This is a genomic window from Mycobacterium sp. E2462, from assembly GCF_001672685.1.
GTDB lineage: Bacteria > Actinomycetota > Actinomycetes > Mycobacteriales > Mycobacteriaceae > Mycobacterium.
Genome location: NZ_LZKC01000072.1, coordinates 1 through 15,566, shown reverse-complemented (window position 1 = coordinate 15,566; position 15,566 = coordinate 1). Strand labels below are relative to the sequence as shown.

Annotated in this window: 16 protein-coding genes and 1 pseudogene; 11 read left to right on the top strand and 6 right to left on the bottom strand. The window is 71.5% G+C overall.

Features of this window, described 5'->3' with window-relative positions; translation table 11 throughout:
- Window positions 1-1,722: heavy metal translocating P-type ATPase (locus A5714_RS03660; protein ID WP_197513535.1), on the bottom strand; the 1,722-nt coding region annotated here is incomplete at its 3' end.
- A 69-nt stretch (window positions 1,723-1,791) separates the two neighbouring features.
- On the opposite strand from A5714_RS03660, the gene A5714_RS03655 reads away from it, so the two are divergent.
- A complete protein-coding gene (locus A5714_RS03655) occupies window positions 1,792-2,145 on the top strand; it encodes a metalloregulator ArsR/SmtB family transcription factor (protein WP_068065331.1) in 354 nt (117 codons plus the stop codon).
- Window positions 2,146-2,227: 82 nt separating this feature from the next.
- Here A5714_RS03655 and A5714_RS03650 read toward each other — a convergent pair whose 3' ends face one another.
- Window positions 2,228-3,172 (bottom strand): NADP-dependent oxidoreductase, encoded by a 945-nt coding sequence (locus A5714_RS03650; RefSeq protein ID WP_068282854.1) that lies wholly within the window; start codon window positions 3,170-3,172, stop codon window positions 2,228-2,230.
- Window positions 3,173-3,305: 133 nt separating this feature from the next.
- On the opposite strand from A5714_RS03650, the gene A5714_RS03645 reads away from it, so the two are divergent.
- The 5 genes from A5714_RS03645 to A5714_RS03625 all read left to right on the top strand — a co-directional run bounded on the left by A5714_RS03645 (window position 3,306) and on the right by A5714_RS03625 (window position 7,303).
- A complete protein-coding gene (locus A5714_RS03645; RefSeq protein ID WP_068282848.1) occupies window positions 3,306-3,797 on the top strand; it encodes a MarR family winged helix-turn-helix transcriptional regulator in 492 nt (163 codons plus the stop codon).
- Window positions 3,798-3,867: 70 nt separating this feature from the next.
- Window positions 3,868-4,992: a M20/M25/M40 family metallo-hydrolase gene (locus A5714_RS03640; RefSeq protein ID WP_068282845.1), complete on the top strand. Its 1,125-nt coding sequence runs from the start codon at window positions 3,868-3,870 to the stop codon at window positions 4,990-4,992.
- Between the two features lie 123 nt (window positions 4,993-5,115).
- Window positions 5,116-6,132, top strand: a complete 1,017-nt coding sequence (locus A5714_RS03635) for a GHMP kinase (protein ID WP_068065318.1) — start codon at window positions 5,116-5,118, stop codon at window positions 6,130-6,132.
- The gene (locus tag A5714_RS03630) at window positions 6,120-6,737 is read left to right on the top strand and encodes an SIS domain-containing protein (RefSeq protein WP_068282842.1); all 618 of its coding nucleotides are present in this window, start codon (window positions 6,120-6,122) and stop codon (window positions 6,735-6,737) included. Before A5714_RS03635 ends, A5714_RS03630 begins: the two co-directional genes overlap by 13 nt.
- A gap of 2 nt (window positions 6,738-6,739) precedes the next feature.
- Entirely contained in the window at window positions 6,740-7,303 is a 564-nt protein-coding gene (locus A5714_RS03625) for an HAD-IIIA family hydrolase (protein ID WP_068282839.1), read from the top strand.
- On the opposite strand, the gene A5714_RS03620 is transcribed toward A5714_RS03625, so the two are convergent.
- Window positions 7,290-8,063 (bottom strand): WecB/TagA/CpsF family glycosyltransferase, encoded by a 774-nt coding sequence (locus tag A5714_RS03620; RefSeq protein ID WP_068282859.1) that lies wholly within the window; start codon window positions 8,061-8,063, stop codon window positions 7,290-7,292. The genes A5714_RS03625 and A5714_RS03620 overlap by 14 nt on opposite strands.
- Before the next feature lie 232 nt (window positions 8,064-8,295).
- Here A5714_RS03620 and A5714_RS03615 point away from each other — a divergent pair, with 232 nt between their 5' ends.
- The 3 genes from A5714_RS03615 to A5714_RS03605 are packed head-to-tail and all read left to right on the top strand — an operon-like array spanning window position 8,296 to window position 10,711.
- Window positions 8,296-9,288 carry a GNAT family N-acetyltransferase gene (locus A5714_RS03615; RefSeq protein ID WP_068065309.1) on the top strand — a complete coding sequence of 331 codons (993 nt, stop codon included), beginning with the start codon at window positions 8,296-8,298 and terminating at the stop codon, window positions 9,286-9,288.
- A gap of 54 nt (window positions 9,289-9,342) precedes the next feature.
- Window positions 9,343-10,032, top strand: a complete 690-nt coding sequence (locus A5714_RS03610; RefSeq protein WP_068282837.1) for a DUF5642 family protein — start codon at window positions 9,343-9,345, stop codon at window positions 10,030-10,032.
- A 28-nt stretch (window positions 10,033-10,060) separates the two neighbouring features.
- Window positions 10,061-10,711, top strand: coding sequence for a DUF5642 family protein (locus tag A5714_RS03605; protein ID WP_068282834.1), 651 nt, complete (start codon window positions 10,061-10,063; stop codon window positions 10,709-10,711).
- Between the two features lie 32 nt (window positions 10,712-10,743).
- Here A5714_RS03605 and A5714_RS03600 read toward each other — a convergent pair whose 3' ends face one another.
- Complete coding sequence (locus tag A5714_RS03600) at window positions 10,744-11,340, bottom strand: alpha-ketoglutarate-dependent dioxygenase AlkB (protein WP_197502714.1); 597 nt, start codon at window positions 11,338-11,340, stop codon at window positions 10,744-10,746.
- An 82-nt stretch (window positions 11,341-11,422) separates the two neighbouring features.
- Between A5714_RS03600 and arcA the strand changes: the two genes are divergently transcribed.
- Window positions 11,423-12,634, top strand: a complete 1,212-nt coding sequence (arcA, locus tag A5714_RS03595; protein WP_068065300.1) for an arginine deiminase — start codon at window positions 11,423-11,425, stop codon at window positions 12,632-12,634.
- Window positions 12,635-12,694: 60 nt separating this feature from the next.
- Here the strand turns inward: arcA and A5714_RS03590 are convergent.
- Together A5714_RS03590 and A5714_RS03585 are read right to left on the bottom strand one after the other, a co-directional pair.
- A pseudogene (locus A5714_RS03590) lies at window positions 12,695-13,544 on the bottom strand (hypothetical protein).
- A 134-nt stretch (window positions 13,545-13,678) separates the two neighbouring features.
- On the bottom strand, window positions 13,679-15,256 hold the full coding sequence (locus A5714_RS03585) for a dolichyl-phosphate-mannose--protein mannosyltransferase (protein ID WP_068065295.1): 1,578 nt from the start codon (window positions 15,254-15,256) through the stop codon (window positions 13,679-13,681).
- Window positions 15,257-15,280: 24 nt separating this feature from the next.
- Between A5714_RS03585 and A5714_RS03580 the strand changes: the two genes are divergently transcribed.
- A partial coding sequence (locus A5714_RS03580) for an SAM-dependent methyltransferase (protein ID WP_231975742.1) occupies window positions 15,281-15,566 on the top strand: 286 nt, incomplete at its 3' end.

The window sequence follows — 15,566 nt, the reverse complement described above, 5'->3', positions numbered from 1 at the left end:
CACCGCGGGGATCGTCATCAGGTCGTCGCGCACGGTGACGGCATCGGCAGTCTCCAGCGCCAGGTCGGCGCCGCCGCGACCCATGGCGATCGACGCGTGCGCGGCCGCCATCGCCGGGGCATCGTTGACGCCGTCACCGACCAGCAGCACCCGAAGGCCGCTAGCCTCGAACTCGCGTACCGCCGCGACCTTGCCGTCGGGCAACAGGTCGGCGCGGACATCGTCGACCCCGAGATGCGCGGCCAGGCGCGCCGCGGCCCGGCGGTTGTCCCCCGTGAGCACGACCGGGGGAGCCGACGTCAGCGCGGCGACGGCCCGCACCACGTGCGCGGCGTCCGGCCGTACGGTGTCGTCGAGGCCGAGCACGCCCACCCGCCGGCCGTCGACGGTCACCACGACGGCGGTCGCCCCGGCCGCCTGCAACGCGTCGACGGCGGCGTCGTCAGCCAACCCTCGCGGGCTGATCACCTCGACCACGTGGCCGTCCACGCCGGCGCGCACCCCGCTGCCCGGCATCGCCACGAACTCGTCGGGTTGCGGCACCGCGAGGCCCCGCCGGCGGGCGGCCGCGCAGATGGCGTTGCCCAGCGGATGCTCGCTGAAATGCTCTGCGGCGGCGGCGATCCGCAGCACCTCGTCCTCGCCGGACCGGCCGTCGGCGGGCGCGACGCTGGTCAGCCGCGGCGTGCCGGTGGTGAGCGTGCCGGTCTTGTCGAAGGCGACCACGCCGAGGTCGCCGAGGTGCTCCATGGCCACCGCCGATTTGATTAGCACGCCGTGGCGGCCGGCATTGGCGATCGCCGAGAGCAGCGGCGGCATGGTCGCCAGCACCACCGCGCACGGGGACGCGACGATCATGAAAGTCATGGCGCGCAGCAGCGTGGCCTGCAGGCCGGAGCCGCACAGCAGCGGCACCGCGAACAGCCCGAGGGTCGCCGCCACCACGCCCACCGAGTAACGCTGCTCGACCTTTTCGATAAACAGCTGGGTCCGCGCCTTCGTGGCGGACGCCTCGGCGACCAGGGCGACGATGCGCGCGACGACGGTCTGCGACGGATCCCGCGTGACGCGCACGCGCAGCATCCCCATTCCGTTCAGCGTGCCCGCGAAGACTTCCTCGCCCGCGGTCTTGCCGACGGGCAACGGCTCCCCGGTGACCGAGGACTGGTCGACGTCCGAGGACCCGCCGGCGACGACGCCGTCGGCGGAGACCCGCTCCCCGGGACGGACGACGACGAGATCGCCGACGCGGAGGCGTTCGGCGTCGACGACGGTCTCGGTGCCGTCGTCAGCGAGGCGGGTGGCCCGGTCGGGCGCAAGGTCGAGCAGTCCCCGCACCGAGTCCTCGGTGCGCCTGGTGGCCGCGTCCTCCAAGGCCCCGGAGGTGGCGAAGATGACGATCAGCAGAGCGCCGTCGAACACTTGCCCGATGGCGGCCGCGCCGATCGCGGCGACGACCATCAACAGGTCGACGTCGAGGGTGCGAAACCGCAACGCTCGCAGCCCTTCTGACGCAGGGAACCAGCCGCCGCTGGCATAGCACGCCAGGTACAGGGACCACCACAGCCACGGCGGCCCGCCGCACAGCTGGACCGCGATTCCGGCGAGGAACAACAGCAGCGCGGCAAACGCCCAGCGGGCCGACGGGACCGCCCACAGCGCCCGGTGGCGGGGCATCGGTGCGGTGGGTCTGCGCGTCGGGGGCGCGGCGGTGGCATCCATTGAAAGCATGTATACATGTAAAGATCTTCATGTGTCATGTGCAATGGTGTGACGTGCTTCAATGGAGCGATGGGACACGGGGTGGACGGCCGGGTCACGCCGCCGGCAGCACTCGACGCGGCGTCGGCGGGCAAGATCGCCGAGACGCTGCAGGCCCTCGCCTCGCCCAACCGGCTGATGATCCTGACGCGGCTGCGCCAGTCGCCGTGTTCGGTCGGCGAATTGTCGACGGCGGTCGGAATGGAACAACCGGCGGTATCGCACCAGCTGCGGTTGCTGCGCGCGCTCGGCCTGGTCTCCGGTGACCGCAGCGGTCGCAACATCGTCTACCGCCTCTATGACAACCACGTCGCGCAATTGCTCGACGAGGCCGTCTATCACATCGAGCACCTGCGTCTGGGCGCCAGGGACACCACGGCCTAGCCGGATGTCGGCACGCGTCCGCCCCGCCGGCGGGGCACCGACGGGGCGGAGCGTCTGTCGTCAGAACCGTTGTGGCGCAGCCCTATTCGTTCGCGGGAAGCAGGATCGTCTTGCCGGGTAGCCGCCCGGCGTCGGCGTCGTCGTGCACGGACGCTGCCGCCGCCAATGGCCGGCGCTCGGCGACGTGGATGCGCAACTGTCCGGCGTCGACGCGGCTGACCAGGCCGGCCAATTGCGTTGCGTCGCTGCGCACGAACACCCGCTCGGCGCGCACGCGGCGCCCGGGATCCGGCTGCCCGGCCGTCATGGTGCCGACGTGAATGCCGCCGTCGGCCACCGCCGCCACGAGGGCCGCCGTCTGCTCCGGCGTGGTGCTCACCACGTTGAGGATCACATCGAACGGTTGGCCGTCGATGGTGACCGGGGCGCCCGCGTAGTCGATGTAGCCGACGATGCGGTCGGCGCCGTAACCGCGAAGCCGCTCGGCGCTGTCCGGTTTCGCGGTCGCGGTGACGGTGGCGCCCGCCTGCTTTGCGAGCTGAACCGCGTAGCCACCGACCGCTCCGGCGGCACCGTTGATCAGGACGGTCTGTCCGGCCGTCAGCCCCGCGATGTCGAACAGCGCCTGCCATGCCGTCAAAGCGGCCGTGGGCAGGGCGGCCGCCTCGGCCAGGGGCACCGTCCTGGGGGCCGCCGCCAGCGCGTCGGCCGGTGCGAGCACGTAGTCGGCGGCGGCGCCGTCGGACTCCATCGGCAGGAGGGCCACCACCGCGTCCCCGAGCTGCCAACCCGGCACGTCCTCGCCCAGCGCGGCGACCGTGCCGGCGACGTCGATGCCGGGGATGTGCGGCAACGTGATGGCGAACTCCTGGGCCAGGTAACCGCCGCGAATCCCGGCGTCCACCTGGTTGAACGACGTGCCGGCCACCTTGACCAACACCTGGCCCGGTCCCGGTGCCGGGCGCTCGACCTCCGCGTATTCCAAAACCTCGCTGCCGCCGTAGCGGTGGTAACGCACTGCCTTCATGATCGCCTCCCTGGTATGTGCTTCGAATTCGAAGCGGTTACCCCCGCTGCAACTGCTTCGAATTCGAAGCGATTCCGCGCCAGGGCGTGACGCTGGGCACAATGCTTCGACATCGAAGCTTTACGCTGAAGCTATGGCCGAAGCGCTCGGGCCCGAGCAACTGCGCACCTACTTCGCCCTGACCGAGTCGGCGAGCCTGATCCAGTACGCCGTGCAGGGGCAGCTGCGCGCCGACGGCGACCTGAGCTACGTGCAGTTCGAAATCCTGGCCACCCTGGCCGACGCCGGGCGCTCGCTCACCATGACCGACCTCGCCGATCGCCTGGTCTACAGCCGCAGCGGCCTCACCCATCAGGCGGGGCTGCTGGAGCGGGCGGGCCTGATCACCCGCGCGGCGAGCCCGCACGATCAACGCGCGACGGCGGTCGACATCACCGATGCCGGGCGGCAGCGGGTCGCCAGGGTGCTGCCCGGCCACGTGCAGGTGATTCACGATCTGCTCTTCGCCGCGCTGTCGGACCGGGACGTGCGCGCGCTGGGCGACATCATGGGTCGCGTCCGCGAGCACCTGCGGGGCCGTCCGCCGCGTTCGGCCGCGGCGCGCAAACGCTCGGCCGGAAGCTAGCGGCGTCGCCGGCGGCGGATCTGGGTACTGGTCTGAAGTGTCGACCCGGCGCCACGACGGAAAGGACCCCATGACGAGCGGTGAGAGCGACGCCACCGACGGCCTGCTGCAGGAATTGCTGTTCGCCTACGGGCCCTGCGGGCAAGAGGATGCTGTGCGGGCGGTGTGCGCCCGCGAACTCCAACCGCTCGTCGACGACATGTGGACCGACGACGCCGGCAACCTGATCGGCTTCGTCGGCGCCGGCGGGGCGCCGCGCGACCACACCCACCGGCTCAAACACACCGCGGGCCCCGGCGCCGGGACGCGGGTGATGGCGCACATCGACGAGCTGTCGATGTTGGTCAAGCGCGTCGAGCCCGACGGCTCGCTGCATTTGACGCAACTGGGCACCATGTACCCCGGCAACTTCGGTCTCGGCCCCGTCGCCGTGCTGGGCCAGCACGAAACCCTCACGGCCGTACTCACTTTGGGGTCCGAGCACACCACGCAGGAGAGCCAGCGGATCTGGGAGACCAAACCCGACCAGGGCGACCGGTCGCTGGATTGGGATCACGTCTACGTCTTCACCGGCCGCAGCGTCGACGAGCTGACGGCCGCGGGAGTGCGGGCCGGGACGCGCGTGTGCGTCGACCGCAGCAAGCGAACGCTGGTCGACGTGGGGGATTACGTCGGGTGCTACTTCCTGGACGACCGCGCGGCGGTCACCGCCCTGCTGCGTGCCGCGCGGGAGTTGCACGACCGCGGCGCGCGGCCCGCCGAGGATGTCTATCTGGTCTGCACCACCAACGAGGAGATCGGCGGGGTGGGCGGCTCGTACGCCAGCGCGTCGCTGCCCGGCGCGCTGACCTTGGCGTTGGAGGTCGGGCCCACCGAACGCGAATACGCGACCAGCGTCGCCGGCGGCCCGATCGTCGGCTACAGCGACGCCCTGTGCATTTACGACAAGGACGTCGCCGACCGGCTGATGCAGATCGCCACCGACCGCGGCCTGTCACCGCAGGCCGCCGCGCTCGGCGCCTTCGAGTCCGACGCCTCGCACTCCAAGGCCAACGGCCTGACCCCGCGGGCCGGCCTGCTGTGCCTGCCCACGCTGAGCACCCACGGTTACGAGGTGATCGCCCGCCACGCAATCGATGACATGGCCGGAATCGTCGTCGACTTCGTGCTGCAGGCCACCCGGGACGCGGTGTAGCCCACGGTCGTTTCGGCAAATCCGCGCCGACGTCGCTGGTCACGCTGCTACGCTTCGCGACGAGCGATGCTGGCCGCGCGGACATGACGGCCCCCGAAGCGATGCTGAGTCGGAAGGACCTTCATGGCAAGGCCACGAATCCGCGCCCGCGCGCCGTTGCGGATCTCGTTCGCCGGAGGCGGCACCGATGTGCCGCCCTTCCCGACCACCGAGGGCGGCTGCGTGCTGTCGGCGACCATCGACCGCTACGCCCAGGGGTCGCTCGTCCCGCGGACCGATCGCCGGGTGAGCATCGAGTCGGTGGACTTCAAGACCACGCACGAGATGACGCTCGACAGTGAAATCCTCTACGACGGCAGCCTCGATCTGATCAAGGCCGCCGTCCGCAGATTCGGCCGCGACGGCACCGACGGCTACGACCTGGTGCTGCGGTCCAGCGCGCCGCCGGGCTCGGGGTTGGGCTCGTCGTCGACGATGATGGTGGCGCTGACCGGCCTGCTCGCCGAGCACTACCGGGTGCCGATGGGGGAATACGAGACCGCGCAGCTGGCCTGCGCCATCGAACGCGAAGACCTCGGCATCGCCGGCGGCATGCAGGACATGTACGCCGCGACGTTCGGCGGGTTCAACTTCATCGAGTTCACCGACCGGGTGATCGTCAACCCGTTGCGCATTCGCGACGAGACCGCCTTCGAGCTCGAGCTGAGCCTGCTGCTCTGCTACACCGGCATCACCCGGGACTCCGCGCGCGTGATCGAGGACCAAACTCGGCGCGCCACAACGGGTTCCGGCGACACCCTGGCGGGTCTGCGGGCGCAGAAGGAACTGGCCGTCGCGATGAAGGCCGCGCTGCTCACCGGCCAGCTCAACGAATTCGGCGCGCTGCTCGGCGAGGCGTGGAACGAGAAGAAACGCATGTCGCCCTACATCACCAACGCGCGCATCGACGAGCTCTACGACGTGGCCACCCGAAACGGTGCGCTGGGCGGCAAGCTCACCGGGGCCGGCGGTGGCGGTTACATCCTGCTGTTCTGCGACTTCGCCAAGAAGCACCGCCTGATCGAGGCGTTGGAGTCCGCGGGGGCCACCATCACCGAATTCGCCTTCGAGAGCAAGGGATTGACCACATGGCAGGCGTGAGCATGTCCGACGTCGTCGCTCCGGACGCCGGGCTGGTCCGGCAGCGACTGGCGGAGACGATCGCCGTCAAACAGCAGATGCTCGACGGCGATTTCGCCGCGCGGACCGTCGAGGTCGCGCAACTGATGATCGACTGCCTGCGCGCGGGCGGCAAGGTGATCTTCCTCGGCAACGGCGGCTCCGCGCAGGACGCCGGACATCTGGCGGCGGAGTTGATGGGCCGCTTCGCGTTCGACCGCCCGGGCCTGGCCGCGTTCAGCCTGCCCGACGCCACCGCGGCGATGACCGCGATCGGCAACGACTACTCCTACGACGAGGTGTTCGCCCGCCAGGTGCTCGCCGCCGGCCGCCCCGGCGACGTGGTGGTGGGCCTGACCACCTCCGGCAACTCGGCGAACGTCGTGCGCGCGCTCGAGGCCGCGGACCGGGCCGGCATGTGCACCGTTGCGCTCACCGGAGCCCGCGGCGGCAAGGTGGCCGACGTGGCGCGGCTGTGCATCCGGGTGCCCAGCCACGACACCGGCCGCATCCAGGAGGCGTGCCTTCATCTGGGTCACTCGATCTGCGAGATGGTCGAAGCGGCGCTGTTTCCCAGACCATCCTGACGATGCGCCCGCGCAGCGTCCGCACCGTCTTCCTGGACCGCGACGGCACTATCAACGTCAAAGCCGCCGAAGGCGAATACGTCACGCGCGCAACCGATCTGGTTCTGTTGCCGGGCGCGGCCCGGGCGGTGGCGGCCCTGAACGCCGCCGGCCTGCGGACCGTGTTGGTGACCAACCAGCGGTGGCTGTCCGGGCCGTCGGCGGACCCGGCGGGCTTCGACGCCGTGCAGGAACGCCTGACGCAGCTGCTCGCCGAGGAGAGCGCGCACCTGGACGCCGCGTATCACTGCCCCCACGCGGCGGACAGCTGTGACTGCCGAAAGCCCCTGGCGGGCATGCTGTTTCGCGCCGCCCGCGAGCACGGCCTGGACTTGGCCGAGTCCGTCATGGTCGGGGACAGCCCCGCCGACGTGGCCGCCGGGCGCGCCGCCGGCTCGGGCACCATTCTGCTGCGCCCGGCCGGCGCGCCGGTCGCACCGGAAGCCGCGGACGCCGTGGTCGAGGACCTGGCCGCCGCCGTGCGACTCATCTTGGCCGGCAACGGGATCGGCGTCAGCGCCGGGTGAAGCGCCGGGCCACCGAGCGGGCCATCAGGGCGAGCGCGAACGGCAGGTCGTCGCGCAGGTAGCGGCGCGCGAGCCGCCGCGGCTCGAGCGCCAGCCGGTGCAGCCACTCAAAACCCAGCCGCTGGATGACCGGCGCCGCCCGGCGGACCGCGCCGGCGGCCATCGCGATGCCGCCGCCGCAGGCCAAGAACCAGGCGTCGGGCAACTCGGCGCGCAGCGACTCGATGAGACGCTCCTGCCGGGGAAACCCGAGCCCGACGAACACCAGGTCGGGGGCGGCGGCGGCCAGGACCGTGACGGCCCGGCGGGTTCCCTCCGGAGTGCGGTCGAAGCCGAACTCGGGCGACAGCGTGCCGGCGATCCGCGTGCCGAATCGGGCCGCGAGCGCCGCGCCCGCGCGGTCCGGGATGCCGTCGGCGCCGCCGAACAGATAGACCGACTTCCCGTCGGCCGCCGCCGCCTCACACAGCGCGAAGATCAGCGACGAGCCGGCGACCCGCTCGGGCAGCGGGTCGCCCTGGATGCGCGCGGCCCACACCAGCGGCATGCCGTCGGCGACCACCACCGACGCGCGGGCGATCAAATCGGCAAGGCCGGCGTCGCGGGCGGCCGCGCGGGCCACGTCGACGTTGACCGGGGTGATCGAGCCGCCCTGACCGGCGGCCCACTCCTTGCGCACCACGTCAACGACCTGCTGCTGAGTCAGCGCGTCGAATGAGACGTCGCCCACCCGGATCCGGGGACGATGAGCGGCGCTCACCCGCTCATCATGCCCGACGCCGCCGTCGGACACGACGCGCGGCGAAACCGTGTCACCTCGCATCCTTGCCGGGGCCGCGACCCTGCTCATAACCTGGGCAACATCCGAGCGCGTCCAGGAACGTCGGGCCTGGCGCAGAAGACGACGGCAACGCAGGCGGGCAGGTCATGACACAGCGGTCACTGCGACGCGCGGCTCGAGGCCGCGCTGCGGTGGCGGGCGGGTTGTCACAGTGGTCGGACTGACCGGCGCGCGGGCCGACGAGCTGGCCACGATGGACATCTTCAAGGGATGTCCCCTCGACGAGCTGGCCCCGCTGGCGGGGCGCCTGATGCCGCTGTTCGCCGCGGCGGGGCAGGTGCTGATGCGCCAGGGCGAGCAGGCGGTGTCGTTCCTGCTGATCGCCACGGGCAGCGCCGAGATCCACCACGTGGGGTCCGACGGCGTGGTGGCGGTCGGCGAGGCGACCGCGGGCACCATCATCGGCGAGATCGCCCTGCTGCGCGACATTCCCCGCATCGCGACGGTCACCACCGCCGAGCCGCTGACCGGCTGGATCGGCGATAACGACGCGTTCACCCGGCTGATCCACATCCCCGGCGTGCTGCCACGGCTGCTGCGCACGGTGCGGCAACGCCTCGCCGGGTTCATCACCCCGATCCCGATCCGGGTGCGCGACGGCACCCGGCTGCTGTTGCGGCCGGTGTTGCCCGGCGACGACGAGCGGACGGTGCGCGGGCACATCCGGTTCTCCAACGAGACGCTGTACCGGCGCTTCATGACCGCCCGGCGGCCCAGCCCCGCGCTGATGCATTACCTGTCCGAGGTCGACTACGTCGACCACTTCGTGTGGGTGGTGACCGATGGGGACGACCCGGTGGCCGACGCCCGCTTCGTGCGCGACGAACACGACCCGACAGTCGCCGAGATCGCCTTCATGGTGGCCGACGCCTACCAGGGCCGCGGCATCGGCAGCTTTCTGATCGGCGCGCTGTCGATCGCCGCCAGCATCGACGGTGTCGAAAGGTTCTCGGCGCGAATGCTTTCCGATAACCTGCCGATGCGCGTCATCATGGACCGCTACGGCGCGGTGTGGCGTCGCGAGGACGTCGGGGTCATCACCACCGTCATCGACGTGCCGCGCCGGCGCGACCTCAAGCTCCGCCGCGACGTCGCCGATCAGATCCAGCGCGTCGCCCGGCAGGTGATCGAGGCGGTCGGCTGACGCCGGCGGCGTGGGCGGGCCGGCACCGCCCCGCCGCTGTGCTATGAACTCCGCATGCGGCCGTTCAGGTGGGGCCCGGCAGTGCTTCCCGCGCTCGCGGCGCTGCTGGCCGGCTGCGGGCACCCGCACCCGCCCGCGCCCTCGGCCAGCCCCACCAGATCGGCGCCGCCGGCCTCCGCCACGATCACCCCGGCCAACATCAAACGGGTGGTGCGCGACCTGCCGCCCGGATACGAGGTGACCACCGGGATCCCCAGCGGCGCCAACCCGCGGGTGATCTGGCACCTGGAGGCCGACGCCCGCGCCAAGCCGCTCGGCTGTGCGCGGCTGGCCGATCCGGGGGAGGGCGGCGACCAGTCGGCGCAGGGCCTGTCCGGGTCGGGCGGCGGCGGGATCGTCGACGCGGTGGTGGTCGCTTTGCCGGGACCCGTGGATTTTCCGCAAGACCTGCTGGCGACGTGCGCGCAGTGGAGCCTGGCCGACGAACACACCACCGCGGCGGTGCGCCACGCCGACGCGCCGCACATCGACGGGGCCGCGACATTGGGCATGGTCAGCGACATCCGCTCGTCGGTCGAGGCGGGCACCGAAATCGATTCGCGCACATACACGTTCATCGCCTACCTGGGCAACTACTACGCGTTCACCACGCTCACCACCGATCCCGGATCCGTGCAACCGGCGCTGCCGGCGCAATTCGCCGCCGACCTTCTGGTCAAAACGGTGTCCACGTTGCGCGGCTGAGCGACCCGCTTGGGTAGATTGAGGCCCGATGTCGAAGGTGTTGCTCACGGTGGCGGCTGTGTGCCTGCTCGCCGGCTGCTCATCGGGGAGCTCCGCCAAGGTCGACATCAACAAGGTCTCCGACGTCAAGGCCAGCTTCGGGCCCGAGTTCCATGTCACCGACATCAGCGAACGGGGCATCGACCCCAAGCTGCTGGCCGCCCGCAGGCTGCCCGACGGCCTGACCTTCGACCCCGCCAACTGCGCGAAAGTCGCGGCGGGACCCCAGCTGCCGGCCGACCTGCAGGGCAACATGGCCGCGGTGTCCGCCGAGGGCAAGGGCAACCGGTTCGTGGTCATCGCCCTCGAGACGTCGAAGGAGCTGCCGGTCGACGACCCCGGCAAGGACTGCGCGAAGGTGACTTTCACCGGGCCGCAGGTGCGCGGCGGCGTGCAGGTTGTCGACGCGCCGCACATCGAGGGCGCGCGGACGCTGGGCGTGCACCAGGTGCTGCAGGCCCTCGCGCCCGCCGGCCCGCCCCGCGCCGGCGAGCTCTACGACTTCTCCGCCCACTTCGGCGACTACCAGGTGGTCGTCATCGCCAACCCGCTGGTGATCCCCGGCCAGCCGGTGGCCCCGGTCGACACCCAACGGGCCCGTGACCTGCTCACCAGGGCCGTGGCCGCCATCCGGGGCTGAAACGCATCCGGTTGTTCGCCGCGTCGGCCAGCTCAGCGCACGCCGCGTGGCCGGAACTGGATGCTGACGCGCGGGCCGACCGGCAGCGCCGTCTTCGGCACGGCGTGCTCCCAGGTGCGCTGGCACGACCCGCCCATCACCAGCAGGTCCCCGTGCGCCTGCGGCAGCCGCAGCGCCCGCCCGCCCCCGCGGCGCCGCATGGCGAACGTGCGGGTGGCGCCCAGGCTGACGATCGCGACCATGGTGTCCTCGGAGCTGCTGCGCCCGATCGTGTCGCCATGCCACGCCACGCTGTCGGCCCCGTCGCGGTAACAGCACAGCCCCACGGTGGTGAACGGCTCGCCCAACTCACCGGCGTAGATGTCGTTGAGCCGGCGCCGCAACCGGGCCAACTCCGGGTGCGGGGCGTCCTGCACCGCGAGGTCGTGGAAGCTGATCAGCCGCGGGACGTCGACCACCCGGTCGTACATCTGGCGGCGCTCCTCCCGCCACGGCACCGTCGCGAGCAGCGCGTCGAGCAGCCCGTCGGCGTCCGTCAGCCAGCCCGCGCGGATCTCGATGAAGGCGCCGTCGCCGAGCTGCCGGCGCTCGGTGTGTTGAAACAGGGAGCCTTGGACCGCGATCTCCACGCATCCGAGTTTATCGCACACCCGTTCGATGGCGGGGCGCACGCGGCGGGTGCGTGGCGCGCGCGGCGGCTACCGTTGACTGGTGGGTGTGGTTGAGCTGGGCACGAATTCCGAGGTGGGCGCGCTGCGGGTGGCGATCCTGCACCGACCCGGCGGCGAGTTGCGCCGGCTGAACCCGCGCAACGTCGACCAGCTGCTGTTCGACGGTCTGCCGTGGGTGGCGCGCGCGCAGGAGGAACACGACCAGTTCGCCGAGCTGCTGCGGTCGCGTGGGGTCGAGGTGTTGCTGCTGTCGGACCTGCTGACCGAGGCGCTGACGCACAGCGGCGCCGCCCGCATGCAGGGCGTCGCGGCCGCCGTCGACGCCCGCCGGCTCGGAGTGCCCCTGGCGCAAGCCCTTTCGGGCCACCTGCGCGGCCTGGCCCCCGGTCGGCTGGCCCAGGTGTTGATGGCGGGGCTGACGTTCAGCGAATTATCGCCAGAGACCCGCAGTGAGGGCTCGCTGGTGTGGCGCATGCACCAGGGCGGTGATTTCGTCATCGACCCGCTGCCGAACCTGGTGTTCACCCGCGACTCGTCGATCTGGATCGGCCCGCGGGTGGTGATCCCGACGCTGGCGTTGCGGGCCCGCGCCCGCGAGGCGTCGCTGACCGATCTGATCTACGCGCACCACCCGCGGTTCACCGGGGTGCGGCGCGCCTACGAATCGCGCACCGCACCCGTCGAGGGCGGTGACGTGCTGCTGCTCGCCCCCGGTGTGCTCGCAGTGGGGGTGGGGGAGCGGACCACCCCGGCGGGCGCGGAGGCGTTGGCGCGCAGCCTGTTCGACGACGGCCTGGCGCAGACGGTGCTGGCCGTGCCGATCGCCCAGCGGCGCGCGCAGATGCACCTGGACACGGTGTGCACGATGGTCGACACCGACACCGTGGTGATGTACGCCAACATCGTGGACTCGTTGACCGCCTTCCCGATCCGGCGCACGCCCGACGGCGTGGTGATCGGCGAGGAGGCCCCGTTTCTGGAGGCGGCCGCCGCGGCGATGGGCATCGACAAGCTGCGCGTCATCGACACCGGCCTGGACCCCGTCGTCGCCGAGCGCGAGCAGTGGGACGACGGCAACAACACGCTGGCGCTGGCGCCGGGCGTCGTCGTGGCCTACGAGCGCAACCTGCAGACGAACACCCGATTGTCGGACGCCGGCATCGAGGTGCTCACCATCGCCGGATCGGAGCTGGGCACCGGCCGCGGCGGCCCCCGCTGCATGTCGTGCCCCGTCGCGCGGGAGTTGCTGTAGCGCTGTCCCGCTTTCGCCGAGATTGCCGTCATGGTCCCGATTTTCGGGACGGCGCGACCCTCACGGCAATCTCGGCGCGGTGCGACGGGCCAACGCCTCGCGGGTGCGGGCGATGACGGCCTGCGGGCGGTCCTCGTTGACTACTCGGATGACCAGCCAGCCCAAGCGGTTGACCATCTCGGCGCGCCGAATGTCCTTCACATACTGGTTGCGGTCCGTCCGATGATGGTCGCCGTCGTACTCGAGGGCCACCATCGGCGCGTCCCAGCCCATATCGAGATAGGCCACGACGGGGCCCTCGGTCACCCGGATCTGCGTCACCGGCCGCGGCAGGCCCGCATCGATGAGGACCAGCCGCAACCAGCTTTCCTTGGGCGATTGCGCGCCACCGTCCATGAGCGCCAGCGGGGCGCGACAGCTGCGGACGCCCCGGGCGCCCTTGTGACGCGCGATCAGCGGGGTGACGTCCGCAGCGGTGACGCCGGTGGCGGCGGAAAGGGCGTCGAGGTGGGCGACCGCGGCGGTGCGCGGCAGGTGCCTTGCCAGGTCGAACGCGGTGCGCGCCGGATTCGTGACGCGGAGCCCCCCGAACTCGACGAGGTCGGCGGCGTCGATGCGCTCGCGGCGGACGATCACCCCGGGCGGCGGATGGTGGAACGGCCCGACGATCTCGATGGGGGTCAACCGGTCGACCCATTTGGCGCCGTGCAGCGCGGCCGCGGCCCGCCCCGCGATGATGGCCTGCCGGCCCGACCACAACCACGCCGCTTGGATGTTGTCGGCCAGCGACCTGGCCCGGTCGCCGGGGAGGTACACGTTGCGGTGCACGCGTTGGTAATTGTGACGGCAGCTGGCCTCGGGTCAGCCGGCCGCGCTCGATCGCCTCGGTTCCGAGAAAGACGCCAGCCACGCGGTCATGATGCGCGCCCGCCCCGACACATTCGCCGAGATTGCGCTCATGGTCGCGATTCGGGCGAAAACACGACCATGACGGCAATCTCGGCGCAGAGAAGAGGGGTGGGGCGCAGAAGAAGAGGGGTGGGGCTAGCGCCAGCTGGGCAGCCAGATCTCCATGTCCCACGTCTGCTGGGAGATGGGCATGCCCGTCAGCACGGGGAACAGCCACGCGAAGTTGGTCACCACCAGCGCGACGTAGCAACAGACCGCGATCAGCCCCAGCGTCCTGCGTTCGCTCGCGGCGGGTGGGCGGCCCGCCGAGTAGAGGACGTCACCGCACACCAACGCGATCCCCATCACCAGAAACGGCGCCATCGTCGAGGCGTAGAAGAAGTACATCTGCCGGTCGATGTCGGCGAACCACGGCAGCCAGCCGGCGCAATACCCGACCAGCACCGCCGCGTACCGCCAGTCGCGGCGCACCAGCGACCGCCACAACCCGTAGACCAGCACCGGAACCGCCAGCCACCACATGGCGGGCGTGCCGACCAGCATCTCGGCCTTGACGCACGACTGCGCCCCGCAGCCCGGCACGTTCTGCTGGTCGATGGCGTAGAGCACGGGGCGCAGCGACATCGGCCACGCCCACGGCTTGGACTCCCACGGGTGATAGTTGCCGGCCGCGTTGGTCAACCCGGCGTGGAACTGGAAGGCCTTCGCGGTGTAGTGCCACAGCGAGCGCACGGCGTCGGGCAGCGGCACGATCGAGCGGGGGCCGATCGTCAGGCCCACCTCGTGCCGGTCGATCGCGGTCTCCGAGGCGAACCACGGCGCGTAACTGGCCAGGTACACGCCCACCGGGATGATCGCCAGCGCGTACGCGGTGGGCAGCAGGTCCCGTCCCCAGGTGCCCACCCACGGGCGGGTGACCTGATACTGGCGGCGCGCTGCCACGTCGAAGGCCAGCGACATGGCCCCGAAGAACACCACGAAGTACAGGCCGGACCACTTTGTCGCGCAGGCCAATCCGAGCATCACCCCGGCCAAAAACCGCCACCACCGCACGCCCAGCCGCGGACCCCACAGCGTCGCGGCGGCGCGGCCCTCCAGCAGCGCGACGTGCAGGCGCCGGCGCACCTCGTCGCGGTCGACGATGAGCGCGCCGAACGCCGCGACCACGAAGAAGGTGAGCGTGCCGTCGAGCAGCGCCGTGCGGGCGGTGACGAAGCTGACGCCGTCGCAGATGACCAGCACGCCGGCGATGGCGCCGACCAGCGTCGAGCGGCTGATCCGCCGCACGGTCCGCATCACCAGCACCACGAGCACGACGCCGAGCAGGGCGCCGGTGAACCGCCACCCCACCCCGGTGTAGCCGAACAGCGCCTCGCCGGTGGCGATCAGCTGCTTACCCAGCGGCGGGTGCACCACCAGGCCGAAGCCGGGGTTGTCCTCGACGCCGTGGTTGTGCAGCACCTGCCAGGCCTGGGGCGCGTAATGCTTCTCGTCGAAGATCGGGGTGCCGGCGTCGGTGGGGGAGCCGAGGTTGAGAAACCGGGTGATGGTGGCCAGCAGGGCGACGACGCCGGTGACCACCCAGCCGCGGACGTGGTCGGTGGGCCCGAAATCGGCCACCGGGATCACCGGGCCCGGGCTGACCACGGGCACCTCGCGCTCCGGAACGGCGCGTCCCGCGGCGGCGGCGGTTTCGCGGGGCGGGGCGGTCATCTCGTCGATCGTAGGCTGTCCCTCATGACCCGTGGCCGTCTGTTGCTGGGCGCGACCCCGCTGGGGCAGCCGTCGGACGCCTCGCCCCGCCTCGTCGACGCGCTCGCCCGCGCCGACGTGGTGGCGGCCGAGGACACCCGGCGGGTGCGCGCGCTGGCGACGGCGCTCGAGGTGCGCATCGCGGGCCGGGTGGTCAGCATGTTCGACCGCAACGAGGCCGCCCGGGTGGATTCGCTGGTCGAGGCCATGCAGGCCGGGGCGACGGTGCTGGTGGTCAGCGACGCGGGGATGCCGGTGATCAGCGATCCCG